Consider the following 16,595-nt stretch of genomic DNA (forward strand, 5'->3'; position numbering starts at 1 on the left):
CGATTGCGCGCAGGGTTGTCCCGCTTGCGGCAGCGAGGCCCGCCTCGCCCTCGTTAACCTCGCATCACTCCACTTCAAGCGACGTGCGTGATGCCTTTACTGCAATCATTCCCCTTCCCTGCCCGGCTTGGTGCCGCCATCGGCATCCTGAGCCTGCTCACAGCTTGCGCCCGGCAACCTGCGCCAATCGAGCCACCCGCCGCACTACAGGCAGACCCGCTAGCCAGCTTGCCGGCCGGCACCAGCAAGCAACCGCTTGTCGAACGCTGGTGGGCACTGTTCCAGGACCCACAGCTCAACCGCTGGGTGCAACAAGCCCTGGCACACAACCAGGACCTGGCGCAGGCCGGTGCGAATGTGCAGGCCATGCTCGCTGGCATCGGCGAGTTCGATGCCAGGCGCTGGCCGTCCACTTCAATGGGGTTTGCCGCTACCTACGGCAAAAGCGCCGATGACCAGACCCTGGCTGAAGCCACCGACAGCCATGCGCCGTCCCAGTGGCAATTCAACCCCGGTATCGAATTGGCCTACCAGGTAGATATCTGGGGCCAGGTGCGTGCCGCCATCGAGCGTGCCCGGGTACAGGCTGATGCCACCCAGGCCGCACGGGATCTGGTGCGCCTGCACGTGGTGGCGCAAACCAGCCGTGCCTATATCGACCAGTGTGTCTACACCGCCCGCCTGGATGCGGCACGCCAGTCACTGCAATCGCTCGATCACAGCGTGCAACTCAGCACACGCCAGCGCCAGGCCGGCGTTGCCACCGCCCTGGACAGCGAACGCCTGCTCGGGTTGCGGGAACAGGTGCGGGCACGGTTACCGATGCTGGAAGCCCGACGGCAAATGGCGCTGTACGAACTGGGCATGCTCAGCGGTCAGGCCGCTGTGGCCGAGGCGAACACCTGCGCGTCGATCCCTGCACTGTCGGCACCCTTGCCGGCTGGCGACGGCTGGCAGTTGCTTGAACGCCGCCCGGATGTGCGCCAGGCCGAGCGTGAACTGCAGGCCGCCACGCTGGAAATCGACATCGTCCAGGCAGACCTGTACCCGAAGGTCAGCTTCGGCGCTTCGCTGACGTCCTCGGACCATCACCTTGCCAACCTGGTCGACAGCAATGCGGTGGTGTTCGGCATCGGCCCGCTGATCCGCTGGGAGTTCCCCAACGTCAAGGCCAACCGCGCTCGGGTTGCTAAAGCCAAGGCGTTGCAGCAGGCGCAGGTGGCCCATTACCACGGCGTGGCACTGAGCGCACTGACGGACGTGCGCCAGGCGCTGGCACGTTACGACGGCGAACGGCAGCGTCTGCGGGCGCTGGACGCGGCCCTGGCACACAGCCAGCAGGGGTATGCGCTGGCCCAGGGCAATTATCGCGCCGGCACGGTTGACGGGCTGGCCTTGCTCGACAGCGAGCGCGAACTGATTCGCCTGCGGGCCAGCCATGTAGAAGCCCGAGGGCGGCTGGCACAGGCGCAGGTCAACCTGTTCCGCGCGCTGGGTGGGCGTTGGTAGCTCCAGGTCACTACAAACGGGGCCGCTCTGCGGCCCTTCGCGGGCAAGCCCGCTCCCACAAAAACTGCGCAACGCCTGAAGACAACGCCATCTCTGTGGGAGCGGGCTTGCCCGCGAAGGCTGCGCAGCAGCCCCAAAAATCAAGTATGGAAATCGGACATGAACGTCGCCGTAGAACAAACCGCCCCAGCCGAAACCGCACAGCAGGCCAGGGCCAGATCCCGTCGCCGCCTGGCCTGCATCACCGGCGCCAGCGCCGCCGCCATCACCTTGCTGGCCTTCACCAGCTACTGGCTCACCACCGGCCGCTACCTGGAATCCACCGAGGACGCCTACATCCGCGCCGACTGGGTGGCCTTGAGCCCACGCGTGGCTGGCTACGTGGCGAAGGTAGAGGTCGATGACGACCAACCGGTAACCGCCGGCGATGTGCTGGTGCGCCTGCAAGACCGCGACTACCAGGCGCGGCTCGACCAGGCCCAGGCCCGCGTGGCCGAAGCCCGGGCAGCACTGGCCGCCGCCCAGGCCAGCCAGCAGGTGGCGGCCGAACGCATCAACCAGCGCAAACAAGCCATCGTCCAGGCACAGGCAGCGCTGCACAGTGCCATTGCCGAACGCCAGCGCAGCGTGCTGGACATGCAACGCTACCGCGCCCTGGTGCGTGACGATGGCGCAACAGTCCAGCGCCTGGAAAGCGCCAGTGCCGCTGCATCCCAGGCTGAGGCTGCCGTGCAAGGTACCCAGGCTGCCTTGCGCGAACAGCGCTCGCAACTGGCCATGGCCAACGCTCAAGCCACTCAGGCTGACGCCGAACTGAAGCAACAGGAAGCGGCCTTGGCCCACGCACAGGCACGCCAGGTACTGGCCGGGCAGGATCAACACGATACCGTGATCCGCGCCCCCCTCGACGGCGTGGTCGGCCAGCGCCGTGTGCGCGCCGGCCAGTACGTTGTGCCTGGCCAGCCGCTGCTGGCGGTGGTGCCTGTGCAGCAGGCCTACGTGGTGGCCAACTACAAGGAAACCCAGCTGGCCCACATGCAGCCGGGGCAACCGGTAGAAATCCGTGTCGACACCTTCGCCGGTCAACCGCTGCATGGCCGGGTAGCCAGCTTTTCGCCGGCTTCGGGCAATGTCTTTGCACTGCTGCCATCCGACAACGCCACCGGCAACTTCACCAAGATCGTCCAGCGCTTCCCGGTGCGCATCCTGCTCGACAAACCGCTGGATGGCCCGCACGTGCTGCCCGGCATGTCGGTGGTAACCACCGTCGACACCCGCCCTGCCGAGGTTGCCGATGCCCACTGAACAACCGGTACCACTGCGCGCCTGGGTGGCGGTGCTGGGTGGCCTGTTCGGCTGTTTCATGGCCGGCATGAACGTGCACGTCACCAGCGCTGCCCTGCCGGAAATCCGCGGCTCGCTGGGCGCCAGCTTTGAAGAAGGCTCGTGGATTTCCACCGCCTACCTGGTGGCGGAAATCGTGATGATTCCACTGACTGCCTGGCTGGTGGAAGTGTTCTCGCTGCGCCGGGTGATGTGGACCGGTTCGCTGATTTTCCTGCTGGCCTCGGTGGCCTGTTCCTGGGCCCCGAGCCTGGAGGCGATGATCGCCATCCGGGTTATCCAGGGCGCAGCGGGCGCGGTGCTGATCCCGCTGTCATTCCAGCTGATCATCACCGAGCTGCCAGCCAGCAAGATGGCCATGGGCATGGCGCTGTTCAGCCTGGCCAACAGCGTGGCGCAGGCGGCCGGGCCCTCGATTGGCGGCTGGCTGACCGATGCTTATTCATGGCGCTGGATCTTCTACCTGCAACTGTTCCCCGGCATTGCACTGCTGGTCGCCATCGCCTGGTCGATCGAGGCCAGGCCGATGAAACTGGAGCTGTTGCGCAAGGGTGACTGGCTGGGTATCGCGGCCATGGTGGTGGGCCTGGGTGGCCTGCAGATCGTGCTGGAAGAAGGTGGCCGGCTGGACTGGTTCGGCTCGCCGTTCATCGTCGGCATGAGCGTGGTTGCCGGCATCGCCTTGGTGGTGTTCGTGAAGACTCAGCTGTATGGCCCGCGCGCGTTCATCAACCTGCGTTTGCTCGGGCGCTACAACTTCGGCGTCGCCAGCGTGGCGATGTTCGTCTTCGGCGCGGCCACGTTCGGCCTGGTGTTCCTGGTGCCCAACTACCTGTCGCAACTGCAGGGTTTCAGCGCGCACGACGTGGGGGTGTCGTTGATTGCCTATGGCGTTGTGCAGCTGCTGCTGGCGCCACTGATGCCACGCCTGATGGGCTGGACCAGTGCCAAGTTCATGGTTGCCAGCGGCTTCCTGATCATGGCGCTGGGTTGCTGGCTGGGTGCGAGCCTTAGCGCTGACAGTGCCGACAACGTGATCATCCCGTCCACGGTGGTGCGTGGCATTGGCCAGCCGTTCATCATGGTGGCGCTGTCGGTGCTGGCGGTGGCCGGGCTGGACAAACGCGAAGCTGGCTCGGCTTCGGCAGTGTTCTCCATGCTGCGTAACCTGGGCGGTGCCATTGGCACGGCCGGGTTGACGCAACTGGTGGCGACCCGTGAGCGCTTTCACAGTGAGCGCATTCATGAGCAGGTGACGGTATTCGAGCCTGGTGTGCAGGAACGGCTCAGCCAGACAGTGCAGAGCTGGTTGCCGCACCAGCAACAGATGCTGGAGGGCTTGGCGGGGACGATTCGGCGAGAGGCATATCTGATGGCCTACAGCGATGCGTTTTACCTGGCGTGCCTGGCGCTTATCGGGTGTGCGGTCGCAGCATTGCTGCTTCGGACCCGGCAGCAGACTTGATACCGAAACTACAGGTTTATGCGGCCAGCCAGTCAAACCACCGTGGCAGCCCTTGGGGCTGCTGCGCAGCCCATCGCCGGCAAGCCGGGCTCCCACAGGTACGGTGTAGACCTCAAGCTTTGCGCGGTCACTGTGGGAGCTGGCTTGCCGGCGATGGGCCGCAAAGCGGCCCCAAGGGCTCAAAGCGCTGCCCCAGGCGCACGGCCCAGCACCCGCGAATACTCTTCACGCGCACTCTGCTCGGTAAACTCCCCCGCCCACTTGGCAACCACCACCGTCGCCACGCTATTACCGATGGTATTGCAGGTAGCCATGGCCATCGACATGAAGCGGTACACGCCAAACAGCAGCGCCAGCCCTTCCACCGGCAGCACACCAATGGCAGTCACCGTGGCGGCAAATACCACGAAGCTGCCGCCCGACACCGCCGCCGCGCCCTTGGAGGTCACCAGCATGATCGCCAGGATGCCCAACTGCTGCTCCCACCCCAGCGGCACACCGTAGGCGTTGGCAATGAACAGTACGCACATCGACATGTAGATCGAGGTGCCATCCAGGTTGAAGGCATAACCGGTCGGGAGCACCAGGCCCACGCTCTGCTTCGAGCAGCCGAAGCGTTCGAGCTTTTGCAGCAAACGCGGCAGTGCGCTCTCGGACGAAGCGGTGCCCAGCACGATGAAAATCTCGTCCTTTATGTACTTCAGGAAGCGCCACAGGCTGAACCCCGACAACCGGCACACAGCACCCAGCACCACGAACAGGAAGAAGGCCACCGCCACATAGAACATGAGCACCAGGTTGGCCAGCGACATCAGCACCGCCGAACCATTGCTGCCCACCGCGTAGGCCACCGAACCGAATGCACCCAGCGGGGCGAACTTCATGATCAGGTTGATGAACTCGAAGAAGCATTCCGACACACGGTTCAGGCCATCTTCAACCACCGCCCGGCGCTCGTGCTTCAGCGCCAGCAAGGCAAAGCCGAACAACACGGCGATCACCAACACCTGCAACAGTTGCCCACCGGCAAACGCACCGACGAAGTTGTCGGGGAAGATGTTGTAGATGAAGTCCATGGTCGAGGCCGGTGCATGGCCTTTGGCAACGGCAGCACTGGCAGCCGCCGATGCGGCGCTGCTGGCGTGAGCGCCGTGCATGCCCGAACCGATGCTGATCAGGTTGCCCCACAGCAGGCCCAGCGCCAGGGCGAAGGTCGACAGCAGCTCGAAGTACACCAGTGCACGCCAGCCCACCTTGCCGACCCGTTTGATGTCGCCAGCCGAGGCGATGCCGTGCACCACGGTGAAGAACACCAGCGGGGCAACGGCGGTCTTGATCAGCTTGAGAAAGATGTCGCCGAGGACCTTGAACTTGGCAGCAAGTTCGGGGGCGAGGAAACCGAAGGCGATACCCAGCAGCATCGCGGCAATGACCTGAAAGGTCAGGTCCTTGTACAGCGGCTTTTTAGCAGTGGAAGACATGGCTGTATTCTCATTGTTCTTGTCAAAAAGCAGAGGGCGGAGCCCGATCGTGACCGGGCCCCGGGCGGATCAGCGGGCGACGGCACCCGGGCGAGCCAGCGCCTGGTCGACCATCTGAGGGGCCAGCCCCAGGTAGTTGGTCGGGTCGCACAGCTTTTCCAGCGTGGCCAGTTCGACGTGGGCGCAGGCTTGGCCTTGGTCCTTGAGCGCCTCGAGCAGGCTGATGCCCTGGTCGTTGGCCATGCGGCAGGCGGCATACACCACATCGTGCGCCACCTGGCGGCCCAGCGCCGGGGCCAGTCCCATCATCACGGCTTCGGCGACGATCAGGCCCTGGGTCATGTCGAGGTTCTTGCGCATGCGCTCGGTGCGCACGTCCAGGCCAGCCAGCATGAAGCGCGCCTGGGCCAGCGAGGCGCCGGTCAGGGCGAAGGCTTCAGGAATGGCAATCCATTCGGCCTGCCACGGGCCGGTGGAGCGCTCGAAGTCCTGGATCATGGCGTCGAGCATCAGCCCGGCCTGCTGGCGCACGCCCTTGGCGGCGGCGTACATCAGCTCGCAGGAAATCGGGTTGCGCTTCTGCGGCATGGTGCTGCTGGCGCCACGGCCCTTGACGAACGGCTCGTAGGCTTCGCCCAGCTCGCTGGTCATCATCATCATGATGTCCAACGCCACCTTGCCCAACGAGGCGCTGACCAGGCCGAGGAAGTTCAGGGTTTCGGCCAGGCCGTCACGGGCCACGTGCCAGGTGGCTTGCGGTACGCCCAAGCCCAGTTCGGCCATCAGCGCGGCTTGCACTTCCAGGCCCTTGTCGCCCAGCGAGGCCAGGGTACCGGCAGCACCGGCGAACTGCCCCACTTCCACTCGCGGGCGCAGCTCCACCAGGCGCTCGGCATGGCGGTCGAACATGCTCAGCCACACCGCGCACTTGTAGCCGAAGGTGATCGGCAGCGCGTGCTGCAGGTGGGTGCGGCCAGCCATCGGCGTATCGCGGTAGCGCAGCGCCAGTTCGGCCAGCAGGCCACGCACGGCCTGGATGTCCCGCTCGACGATGCCCAATGCAGCGCGCACCTGCAATACCACGGCGGTGTCCATGATGTCCTGGGTAGTCGCCCCCCAGTGCACATAGCGGCCAGCTTCGCCACACAGCTTTGACAGCTGCTCGACCAGAGGCAGGATCGGGTAACCGACGATTTCCGTCTCGTGCTGCATCAGCGCCAGGTCCAGCGCCTCGTAACGCGACAGCTTGGCAATTTGCACGGCGGCTTCGGCAGGGATCACGCCGCAGCGGGCTTCGGCCTTGGCCAAGGCCACTTCCACTTCGATGTAACGCTCGATCAGCGATTTGTCGGAGAACACCGCACGCATTTCGGCGGTGCCGAACATGTCGCGGAACAGGGTGGAATCGAAAACGGTGGTGGACATGGGCAGGGATCCTGAAATGTTATTTTTTGACCGGACATATTATTTATGTCCGTACATAATTCTTGCCCTGTCGCTGTTACACTGTCAACCGATGAAATTTGCGAGACAGACCAAAGGTATGAACCCGACCCGCTACACCACCGTGGCAAAGGACTTGATGGAAGGCATCGCCAGCGGCCGTTACCCGGTTGGCAGCCTGCTGCCGACCGAGTTCGAGCTGTGCGACCTGTACAGTGTCAGCCGGCACACGGTGCGCGCGGCGATCGACCAGTTGCTCAATCAGGGGCTGGTATCGCGGCGCAAGCGTGTGGGTACCCGGGTCGAGGCCAGCAGCCCGCGCGGCGGTTATTCGCAGTCGCTGGCCAGCGTGGCCGACCTTGCCCACCTGGCCGAAACCCAGCAGCGGGAAATCCAGGACGTGCGCCACTTTGTCGCCGACCTGAGCGAGGCGGCGCGGTTGGGGCTGGTACCGGGGGAGCATTACTTCTGCGTGTCGAGCATTCGCGTTGATCGCGCGCACAATGCGGCGCCACTGTGCTGGACCGATGTGTACGCACAGCGCGACTATGCCGAGGTGATCGAACGGGCGCGCGAGCACCCCGACCAACTGATCGCAGGCTTGATCGAGCAGCACTATGGCCGGGCGATCGCGGTGGTCGATCAGCAGGTGCGTGCAGTGCTGCTGACTGCGGAAATGGCCCGCGCGCTGAAGGCCGAAGCGGGCTCACCGGGGTTGAAGATCATCCGCCATTACCGCGAGGAGAATGGTGATTTGATGGCCGTTTCCGAAACGGTGCACCCGGATGACCGCTTTACCCTGGTGACCCAGATGCGCCGGGATCGCTCGCCCGCCTGACCCACGCCCCCTGTGGGAGCGGGCTCGCCCGCGAAAAATGCAACGCGGTGTATGGCACCGGCTTCGCCGGTGTTCGCGGGCAAGCCCGCTCCCACAGGGACTTGTACTTGCATTCAGGTCTTGCGCCAACCTGCTGCGCCTACTGCAACCGCAATTGCTGTTCGGCCTCGATCAATTGCTTGCTGCGCACCGTCACCACCCTGTGATCCCGCGCCAGCCACCCATACACCGTAGGCAGCACAAACAGGGTAAACAACGTCCCCACCAACATCCCGCACACAATCACCACCCCCAACCCGAAACGGCTGTTAGCCCCGGCACCGCTGGCGAACAGCAGCGGCAGCACGCCGAAAGTCATCGCCGCCGTGGTCATCAGCACCGGCCGCAAACGTATCTGCGCAGCGCGCACGATAGCCTCGGCGCGGTTCAGGTTGTCGCGTACCTGGATCTCGTTGGCGAACTCCACCATCAGGATGCCGTGCTTGCTGATCAGCCCGATCAATGTCACCAGGCCGATCTGCGTGTAGATGTTCAGCGTGGCCCAGCCCAGTGCCAGCGGCAGTAGCGCACCACAGATAGACAGCGGCACGGTCACCAGGATGATCAGCGGGTCCACCAGGCTTTCGTACTGCGCCGCCAGCACCAGGTAAATCACCACCAGTGCGGCAAGAAACGCCCACATCAGGGCAAAACCTTCCTGCACGTACTGGCGTGATTCCGATTGCCAGTCGTGGCTGAAGCCAGGTGGCAACTCACTGGCCAGTTGCTCGAGAAATGCCACGGCATTGCCCATCGACACACCCGGCGCCGGGATCGCCTGCAAGGTACTGGCATTCTGCTGATCAAATTGCAGCAGGCGATTGGGCGCAACCTCGAGGTCCAGGTGCACCACCGTGGCCAGCGGCACCAGGCTGTCGTCCTCGGCGCGCACATACTGGCGGTTCAGCGCTGCCGGCGTCAGGCGCTGGTCCTGAATGCTCTGCGGGATAACGTCGTAGGAACGCCCGAACAGGGCGAAGCGATTAAGGTACTGCTCGCCCACCAGCACGCCCAGCGACTCGCCAATGGCCTGCATGCTGATGCCCAGGCTGGCTGCCTTGGCCCGGTCGATGCGCACCTTCACCACCGGGTTGTTGTAGTCCAGGTCACTGTCCACCACGGCGAACAGGCCACTGTCGCGGACACGCTGCTTGAGCACTTCCATGGTCTGGTAGAGCCCAGGGTAATCCTGGGCACTGCGCAGCACCATCTGCACCGGCAAACCACCGCTGGAGCCCGGCAGCGAGGCCACCTGGAAGGCAAAAATACTGCTGCCTTCGATGTCCGCTACCGCCTGCTGAAGTTGCGCCTGCACCTGCGCAGCCGAGCGCTCGCGGGCCTGCCAGGCACTGAGGTTGATACCGCCGAAGCTGGCGGCCGGGCCGTCGGTGCCGTTGATGATCCAGGTGTCGGTGGTTTCGGCAATGGACTTCATCACCTGGTCGAGCTTCAGCGCAAAGCGTTCCGCATAGTCCAGGCTGGCATGCTGCGGCGACTTGATGGCCGTGAGCACCGCCGCCTGGTCCTCGGGGGGTGCCAGTTCGCGCTGTGGCAGCAGGTACAGCCAGGGCAGGCTCAGGCACACAAGCAGTGCCACGCCGCCACTGATCCAGCGATGAGACAGGGTGTAGGCCAACACCCGCCCGTAAGCCCCGGTCAGCGCCGCGAACACACGGTCCGCCAGGTTGGCCATTGCGCCGTGCTGCTGACCGGGTTGCAGCAACAGCGAGCACATCACCGGCGACAAGGTAAGCGCCACCACGCCAGACACGATTACCGCCCCCGCAAGGGTCAGGGCGAATTCGCGGAACAGTGTCCCGGTCAGCCCGCCCATCAGCCCGATCGGCGCATACACCGCCGCCAGGGTGAGGGTCATGGCAATCACCGGCCCGGCAATTTCCCTCGCCCCGGCCAGTGCCGCAGCAACCGGCGACTTGCCCTCTTCGATATGGCGGTGCACGTTCTCCACCACCACGATGGCATCGTCTACCACCAGGCCGATAGCCAACACCATCGCCAGCAAGGTCAGCAGGTTGAGGCTGAAGCCGAACAACAGCATCAAGCCTGCGGCGCCGAGCATCGACAACGGGATGGCCACCACTGCAATCAACACACTGCGCAGCGAGCCCAGGCACAGCCAGATCACCAGCACCACGATCAGCATCGCTTCTACCAGGGTGCGCAGCACCTCGTGGATGGAGGCGTCGATGAACCGTGCGGTCTCGTAGGCCAACGCCACATGCACACCCGGTGGCAGGGTCTGCTGAATCTGCGGCAGCAGTTGGCGAATACCCTCGACAATCACCAGCGGGTTGCCGGCCGGCGTGGGGAACAAGCCAAGGTGCACGGCCGGCTTGCCGTCCATGGTGGCACTGGTCTGGGTGGCCGCCGCACTCAGCTCGACGGTGCCGACATCGCGCAGGCGCACCAGGTCGGTGCCCGCGTTACGGATGATCAGCTCGCGAAAGTCCTCGACCCGGGTAAGGTCGGTGTCCACCTGGATATCGGCCAGCACATACTGCCCACGCACCTGGCCCGGTGTTGCCTGGTAGTTGTTGGCACGCACCGCCTGCGCCACGTCGGCTGCCGTCACCCCGCGCCCGGCCATGCGCTCGTTGTCCAGCCACAGGCGCATCGCCAGGCGCTGCCCGCCAAACGACTGCACCTTGGCTACGCCATCGATGCCGGAGAACTGCGGCTCCACCACCCGCGACAGGTAATCGCTCAGCTCGGGTATCGACAGGGTATCGCTGGCAAAACCCACGTAGGCCACAGCCGTGGAGTCACCTGCCGACAGTTCCACCACTGGGTCGTAGGCCTTTTCCGGCAGGCGATAGCGCACCTGGTTGACCTTGGCCATGGTCTCGGCCAACGCCTGGGTCGAATCGCGGTTCAGCACCATGCGCAGGGTGATCAGGCTGCGCCCCTGCTGCGACGACGAAGACAGGTAGTCGATGCCCTCCACCGACGACACCGCCTGGGTAATCGGCTGGGTCACAAAGCCTTGCATCAGCTCGGCGGAGGCGCCGGGGTACTCGGTGCTGATGGTGATGGTGGAGCTTTCCAGCAACGGGTACTGGCGGATCGGCAGCTTGCCCATGGCAAACAGCCCCAACAGGATGATCAGGCTGCTGACCACCAGTGCCAGCACCGGGCGGCGCACGAAGAGGTCGGTAAACTTCACGGCTGCCGCCCTCCCAGGTTGGCCTGCAGGCTGTCCTGCGCCACCGGCTCCACCGGCATGCCATCGCTCAGCTTGAGCTGGCCGGACACCACCACCCGGTCACCTGGCGCCAACCCGGAGGTCACCTCCACTCGCCCCTGCCAGCGCTCACCGGTGGTAACCCGCACTCGGCCGACCCGGGTGCCATGTTGCGCATCCTGGGTCGCAACGAACACCGTCTGCCCATAGGCGGTGTAGGTGATTGCGGTTTCCGGCACGGCCAGCACGGTCGACGGCTGCGCAGCATCCAGGCGCACGCTGGCGTACATGCCCGGCTGCAACTGCCCGTTCGGGTTCGGCAGCGCTGCCTGCACCTGCACCAGGCGCGCCTTGCTGATAACCGGGTCGACCGCCACTACCTGGGCCTGGAAACCTTGGCTGCGCACGGCATCCACACCCAGTGCCAGCACCTGCCCGACATGCACGTCGGGGGCGGCCTGCTCGCCCAGGGAAAAGTTGACGTGCAACTGGCGGGTGTCTGCCAGGCTGACGATGGTCTCGCCAGCGCCCAGGTACTGGCCCTGATGTACCCGACGGATGCCAAGCTTGCCGGCAAACGGCGCACGGATGGCCTTCTGCGCAATCAGCGCCTCGACGTGCTGCAACTCGCCACGGGCCACATCCACGGAGGTGGCCGCGTTGTCGAACAGTTCCTGCGAAACGGCATGCATTGCCAGCAGTTTGCGGCTGCGCTGCAACACCACCTCGGCGTTACGCAGCTTGGCCCGCAACTGCACGCGCTGGGCCTGCTCCGGCGCGTCATTGAGTTGCACCAGCACCTGCCCGGCCGTTACCGCCTGCCCCGACTCGAATGCGATGCCGGTAATGCGCCCTGCCACCTCCGCCGCCACCTGCACCTGGTTGACAGCCTCAAGCTCCCCCGAGGCAAAGTTCTGCCGCGCCACCTGCACCTGTTCGGCGGTGGCCAGCGCCACCTTGGTTGCAGGCCACGCCGCCGTGGCGGGTGGCGCCGAACCACTACCTACCAGCGCATAGGCAGTGGCCAGCACACCTGCCACAGCGCCGGCGCAGGCCAGTAACGTCCTTTTGTTCATCCAGTGCTCCGATCATCAGGAAAGCGGTTGCGGGGAAGATCGGGCAGGACTATAAGAGCTCAACTTAACTTGAGGTCAACAGGCATGGCAGCGGACAACACGCGGATGCTCACGGTAGGCGAAGTGGCCAAACGCAGCGGCGTGGCAGTGTCTGCGCTGCACTTCTACGAGTCCAAGGGGCTGATCGCCAGTGTCCGCACAGCCGGCAACCAGCGCCGTTTTCCCTCGCTGGTGCTGCGTACGCTGGCGATCATCAAGGTGGCACAACGCACCGGTATTCCGCTGGAGGAAATCAAGCAGGCCTTCAGCCGTTATGCGCCAAACAGCAAGCTGACCGCGGCGCAATGGGGCGAGATGTCCACGGCCTGGCGCGAAGACCTGAACGCCCGCATCCGCACGCTGGAGGCGCTGCGCGACAGCCTGGACAACTGCATTGGCTGCGGCTGCCTGTCACTGGAAGATTGCCCACTGCGCAACCCCGAGGATGTGCTGGCGAAGGAAGGCACCGGGGCGAGAATTCTCGAGAAGAAAGCCCGCTAGCCTGCAGACTTGCGCAAACATTGTGGGAGCGGGCGTGCCCGCGAAGCAGGCAACGCGGTGGATGGCACCGGCTTTGCCGGTGTTCGCGGGCAAGCCCGCTCCCACAGGGATTCGCGCCAGCTTTTAGAAATTGAGCAAGACAGTTGCCCCCAGAGGGGCAGGCAAGCTTTTTGGAACGATTGTGGCCTGCCAACGCCCTAACCCTGTGCTGTTAACCCAAGCCACTCACAGGAAGGAACTAAGCCATCATGAAACGCGAACAGATCGAAGGCGTTGCAGAGAACCTTGCAGGCAAAGCGCAGAGCGCTGTGGGCCGGCTGGTCGAAGACCCGGCGCTGGAAGCCGAAGGCGATGCGCGTCAGGCTGCAGGCCAGGTGACCAAGACCTACGGTGATGCCCTGGACACGGTGTCTTCGTTCGTCAAGGAAAAACCTATCGCCGCACTGGCCATCACCGCCGCCGTGACACTGGTGATTTCGCGCCTGCTGCGCCGTTGAATCGGGGCGCAACAGGTAGTTCAGGGGCGGACATGTCGTCCGCCTGCGCCATCACCAGATGGCGATATCGTAGGTAGGAAAAAGGTGCATTATCTGTGGGAGCGGGCATGCCCGCGAACACCGGCAAAGCCGGTGCCATCCACTACGGTGGCTTCTTCGCGGGTAAACCCGCTCCCATAGGAATTGCGTCAGGGCTGACAGGTGTTGGCCACGAGGTATGCAGCGCCTGCGGTCTTATTCGTTCTTGCCCAGCATGTACTGGTCAAAATGCTCGATATGCTCGTCGAGGTTGTCCTCGAGCATCATCCGGTACTGCTCGCAGAAGTACTTCAGAATCTCTTCCCTCGCTGCGCCCAGCTCGGCGCCGCTCTTGAAACTGCGGGCGCTCATCCAGGCGCTGAAACGTGCCGCACCAAAGGTCAGCGAAGCGCTTACCTTGCCCAGGTCCTCGAACTTTTCGATCTGCTGGTTGGCCAGTTCGATGTGCGCGTCGGCGCGGTCGTAAAAAGCCTGGTCGGTAGCTTTGGTCATTGCGGTTCACCTTGTTGCGGGATACGAGCGGGAGGCCAAGCCTTGCATGTCGCGGCGCATACGTGCAAGGCTGAAAAAGGATCACCCATGACGAAAAAGGAAGCAAAGCACCTTATGCTTGGAATCACACGTATCCATCGCTATTTGCGCCCACTGCCTGCAAAACCGACTGCAGCCAGTGGGCGTGACCTCAAGGCCAAACGAGCCGCCCGCCTTGCCTCAAAGGTTGCAAACCTCCTCTGCACTCCCCGCTCCGCCCCGCCCTACTTCTGTGTCACGCCTGAGCGTGTACCTGCCAAACGCGTGCCCCCGACCTGACTGCCGACGCTGCAGTTCACACGCCGTACTCGCTTGCTACAGGCGAGATGTCTGACGCACCCACAGGGGCAACACGCAATGCTTTTCTTTCAAGGTAAACAGATTCTCAGCGCCATCTTCGATATGGATGGCACCCTCTTCGACACCGAGCGCTTGCGCTTCAAGACGCTGAAACAAGCTTCGCTGGAAATCTTCGGCAAAGCGCTGGGCGAGCACACACTGATCGGCTCGCTGGGCCTGAGCGCGACCAAGGCAGAAGCCTTGGCCAAGGCGCACAACGGTGAAGATTTCCCCTACGCCGAAATCCGCAAACGTGCGGATGAACTTGAGCTGGAGCATGTGCGCAATCACGGTGTACCGGTCAAGGCCGGCCTGCTGGAAGTGCTGGAGCGCTTGCGCAAGTCAGGCTTGACCATGGCGGTGGCCACGTCCAGCCGCCGTGCCATTGCCGAGGAATACCTGATCAACGCCAACGTGCTGAAGTACTTCGACATCACCGTCTGCGGCGATGAAGTCAGCCAGGGCAAACCCCACCCCGAGATTTTCCTGAAAGCCGCCCGCGCGCTCAATTGCGAGCCGGGCCAATGCTTCATGGTCGAGGATTCGGAGAACGGCATGCTGTCGGCCATGCGTGCCGAAGGCCAGGCGATCCTGATCGAAGACATCAAGCCACCTGCTGCCGAGATCAAGGCAGGCGCGCTCAAGGCCTACCGCAGCATGACTGAATTCCTGGCGGATTTGAGCGAGTGCGTGCCCGACCTTGGCATGCCCGAACTGAACGAAAGCTTCCCGGCCTCCATGAACCAGTTCCGCGTGGGCATTCATGGTTTCGGCGCCATCGGGGGTGGCTACCTGACGCAGGTTTTCTCCCACTGGGATGGCTACACCCGGCCATGTGAAATCATCGCCGCGACCCGCTCGCGCATGCTTCGCGAAAGCGTCAATGCCTTCGGCCGTTACAGCGTGCGCTACGGTGCTACATCGTTCGACCAGACCATCGACAACGTGCGCATGATCGACCTGGACGATGACGACGCAGTCATCGGCATGTACACCGCGGCCGAAATCATCGGCCTGAGCCTCCCGGAACAGGCCATCCGCAACCAGGCGAAGGTGATTGCCAAGGGGCTACTGCAACGCTTCGAACGACGTGGCCGTGAGCTGACCTTGCTGATCGTGCTGAACAAGGTGGGCGGCGCCGCGTTCGTGCGCCGCCATGTGCAAGCGGAGCTGGTATTGCTGTGCCCGCCAGCCATTGGGCAGCAAGTGCTGGAAAAGACCCGTTTCGCCGAAACCGTCGTCAGCCGCATTGTCTCCAAGCTCAGCAACGACGCATTGGTGCGGCAACTGCGCATCAAGTCGCAGATGTTCCAGAACAGCCTGGAAGACGAGCCAGCCATCGCCAAAAAGGCATCAAGGCCAGTGCCTGAATACGAGCGACTGATCGGGCGTTTCAGGCCGTTCGCCCAGCCCAGCAGCGCGATGAGCCAGTTGCACCTGATCCTGTTCAACAGCGAGCCCGACATGCCGCTGTATGTAGAGCACGGCAGTGACCTGCTCGAACGCCTGCGCCAGGTGAAAACGGTGCGTGACATCACCCAGATCCAGATCATCAAGAACCGCCTGTGGAACGGCCCGCATGCCATCGTCGCCTGGTACGCCAGCCTGTTGGGCCATGACTCGGTAGGCCAGGGTATGGGCGATGCACGGGTGAGCGAACTGGCCGAACGCCTGATTCGCCAGGAAGTCGGGCCCGCACTGGTGGCGGAGTACCCACAGATGGCGGAGGTGGTCAGCCGTTTTGCCGACACCTTCCTGGAACGCTGCAAAACCTCGTTCAAAGACCCCTGTGCCCGGGTGGGGCGCGACCCGTTGCGCAAGCTTCAGCGCAACGAACGCATCTTCAGCAGCATCGACCTTGCCCGCAAGCATGGTATCGAAACCCCGGCGCTGGCGTTTGGCGCGGCACTGGCCATTCACCATGCCTTGCGCAGCGAAGACGACAAGGCGCTGGAAGCCCGGGCGATCAGGCAGGTGTATCAGGACAACGACGGTAGTGTCGAGGCCGTGCTGACCTGTGACGTTGACCTTGATGGCAAGCGTTTTCCGGGGTTGGACCCGGTCAGGGATGTGCAACTGATCAGCGTCATCTCGCATGCGTTCCGGCAGTATCCACAAGGGCATGCGACAGCCAGGCTGGACGCGCTTTGCAATGGCACCGGCGTTGCCGGTGTTCGCGGGCAAGCCCGCTCCCACAGGGATCGCGTCAGCTTTTAGTTCTTGAGCAACCCGGCTGCTCCCACAGGTGCTGC

General features: G+C 63.9%; 12 protein-coding genes. 7 read left to right on the top strand and 5 right to left on the bottom strand.

Annotation, left to right across the window (positions count from 1 at the left end; genetic code table 11):
* Window positions 1-90: 90 nt before the first annotated feature.
* From ACIQUI_RS18395 to ACIQUI_RS18405, 3 genes are all read left to right on the top strand, one after another.
* The gene (locus ACIQUI_RS18395) at window positions 91-1,509 is read left to right on the top strand and encodes an efflux transporter outer membrane subunit (protein WP_403201237.1); all 1,419 of its coding nucleotides are present in this window, start codon (window positions 91-93) and stop codon (window positions 1,507-1,509) included.
* A gap of 159 nt (window positions 1,510-1,668) precedes the next feature.
* Window positions 1,669-2,814, top strand: a complete 1,146-nt coding sequence (locus ACIQUI_RS18400) for an HlyD family secretion protein (protein WP_403201239.1) — start codon at window positions 1,669-1,671, stop codon at window positions 2,812-2,814.
* The gene (locus ACIQUI_RS18405) at window positions 2,804-4,318 is read left to right on the top strand and encodes an MDR family MFS transporter (RefSeq protein WP_403201242.1); all 1,515 of its coding nucleotides are present in this window, start codon (window positions 2,804-2,806) and stop codon (window positions 4,316-4,318) included. The genes ACIQUI_RS18400 and ACIQUI_RS18405 overlap by 11 nt, the downstream gene beginning before the upstream one ends.
* Window positions 4,319-4,497: 179 nt before the next feature.
* On the opposite strand, the gene ACIQUI_RS18410 is transcribed toward ACIQUI_RS18405, so the two are convergent.
* Both ACIQUI_RS18410 and ACIQUI_RS18415 read right to left on the bottom strand, forming a co-directional pair.
* Window positions 4,498-5,799, bottom strand: a complete 1,302-nt coding sequence (locus ACIQUI_RS18410) for a cation:dicarboxylate symporter family transporter (protein ID WP_403201244.1) — start codon at window positions 5,797-5,799, stop codon at window positions 4,498-4,500.
* A 69-nt stretch (window positions 5,800-5,868) separates the two neighbouring features.
* Window positions 5,869-7,224 (bottom strand): adenylosuccinate lyase family protein, encoded by a 1,356-nt coding sequence (locus ACIQUI_RS18415; RefSeq protein ID WP_403201247.1) that lies wholly within the window; start codon window positions 7,222-7,224, stop codon window positions 5,869-5,871.
* Between the two features lie 118 nt (window positions 7,225-7,342).
* Here ACIQUI_RS18415 and ACIQUI_RS18420 point away from each other — a divergent pair, with 118 nt between their 5' ends.
* Window positions 7,343-8,080, top strand: coding sequence for a GntR family transcriptional regulator (locus tag ACIQUI_RS18420; RefSeq protein WP_403201250.1), 738 nt, complete (start codon window positions 7,343-7,345; stop codon window positions 8,078-8,080).
* Window positions 8,081-8,219: 139 nt separating this feature from the next.
* Here ACIQUI_RS18420 and ACIQUI_RS18425 read toward each other — a convergent pair whose 3' ends face one another.
* Window positions 8,220-11,303, bottom strand: coding sequence for a MexW/MexI family multidrug efflux RND transporter permease subunit (locus ACIQUI_RS18425; RefSeq protein WP_403201252.1), 3,084 nt, complete (start codon window positions 11,301-11,303; stop codon window positions 8,220-8,222).
* The gene (locus tag ACIQUI_RS18430) at window positions 11,300-12,397 is read right to left on the bottom strand and encodes an efflux RND transporter periplasmic adaptor subunit (protein WP_403201255.1); all 1,098 of its coding nucleotides are present in this window, start codon (window positions 12,395-12,397) and stop codon (window positions 11,300-11,302) included. Before ACIQUI_RS18430 ends, ACIQUI_RS18425 begins: the two co-directional genes overlap by 4 nt.
* A gap of 84 nt (window positions 12,398-12,481) precedes the next feature.
* Here ACIQUI_RS18430 and soxR point away from each other — a divergent pair, with 84 nt between their 5' ends.
* Window positions 12,482-12,937, top strand: coding sequence for a redox-sensitive transcriptional activator SoxR (gene soxR / locus ACIQUI_RS18435; RefSeq protein ID WP_391134583.1), 456 nt, complete (start codon window positions 12,482-12,484; stop codon window positions 12,935-12,937).
* Between the two features lie 248 nt (window positions 12,938-13,185).
* Entirely contained in the window at window positions 13,186-13,434 is a 249-nt protein-coding gene (locus tag ACIQUI_RS18440) for a CsbD family protein (RefSeq protein WP_043202493.1), read from the top strand.
* Between the two features lie 234 nt (window positions 13,435-13,668).
* Here ACIQUI_RS18440 and ACIQUI_RS18445 read toward each other — a convergent pair whose 3' ends face one another.
* Window positions 13,669-13,965 (bottom strand): DUF3144 domain-containing protein, encoded by a 297-nt coding sequence (locus ACIQUI_RS18445; RefSeq protein ID WP_403201258.1) that lies wholly within the window; start codon window positions 13,963-13,965, stop codon window positions 13,669-13,671.
* Between the two features lie 396 nt (window positions 13,966-14,361).
* Here ACIQUI_RS18445 and mtlD point away from each other — a divergent pair, with 396 nt between their 5' ends.
* A complete protein-coding gene (gene mtlD, locus ACIQUI_RS18450; protein ID WP_403201261.1) occupies window positions 14,362-16,560 on the top strand; it encodes a bifunctional mannitol-1-phosphate dehydrogenase/phosphatase in 2,199 nt (732 codons plus the stop codon).
* Window positions 16,561-16,595 lie beyond the last annotated feature (35 nt).

It is taken from the genome of Pseudomonas sp. NPDC090592 (assembly GCF_044769185.1).
Lineage (GTDB): Bacteria > Pseudomonadota > Gammaproteobacteria > Pseudomonadales > Pseudomonadaceae > Aquipseudomonas.

Excerpts from the sequence above, each read along its gene's own strand:
- ACIQUI_RS18395 (WP_403201237.1), top strand. The coding sequence starts at position 91 with ATGCCTTTACTGCAATCATTCCCCTTCCCTGCCCGGCTTGGTGCCGCC.
- ACIQUI_RS18445 (WP_403201258.1), bottom strand. The coding sequence starts at position 13,965 with ATGACCAAAGCTACCGACCAGGCTTTTTACGACCGCGCCGACGCGCAC.
- ACIQUI_RS18405 (WP_403201242.1), top strand. The coding sequence starts at position 2,804 with ATGCCCACTGAACAACCGGTACCACTGCGCGCCTGGGTGGCGGTGCTG.
- soxR (WP_391134583.1), top strand. The coding sequence starts at position 12,482 with ATGGCAGCGGACAACACGCGGATGCTCACGGTAGGCGAAGTGGCCAAA.
- ACIQUI_RS18410 (WP_403201244.1), bottom strand. The coding sequence starts at position 5,799 with ATGTCTTCCACTGCTAAAAAGCCGCTGTACAAGGACCTGACCTTTCAG.
- ACIQUI_RS18430 (WP_403201255.1), bottom strand. The coding sequence starts at position 12,397 with ATGAACAAAAGGACGTTACTGGCCTGCGCCGGCGCTGTGGCAGGTGTG.
- ACIQUI_RS18440 (WP_043202493.1), top strand. The coding sequence starts at position 13,186 with ATGAAACGCGAACAGATCGAAGGCGTTGCAGAGAACCTTGCAGGCAAA.
- mtlD (WP_403201261.1), top strand. The coding sequence starts at position 14,362 with ATGCTTTTCTTTCAAGGTAAACAGATTCTCAGCGCCATCTTCGATATG.
- ACIQUI_RS18415 (WP_403201247.1), bottom strand. The coding sequence starts at position 7,224 with ATGTCCACCACCGTTTTCGATTCCACCCTGTTCCGCGACATGTTCGGC.
- ACIQUI_RS18420 (WP_403201250.1), top strand. The coding sequence starts at position 7,343 with ATGAACCCGACCCGCTACACCACCGTGGCAAAGGACTTGATGGAAGGC.
- ACIQUI_RS18400 (WP_403201239.1), top strand. The coding sequence starts at position 1,669 with ATGAACGTCGCCGTAGAACAAACCGCCCCAGCCGAAACCGCACAGCAG.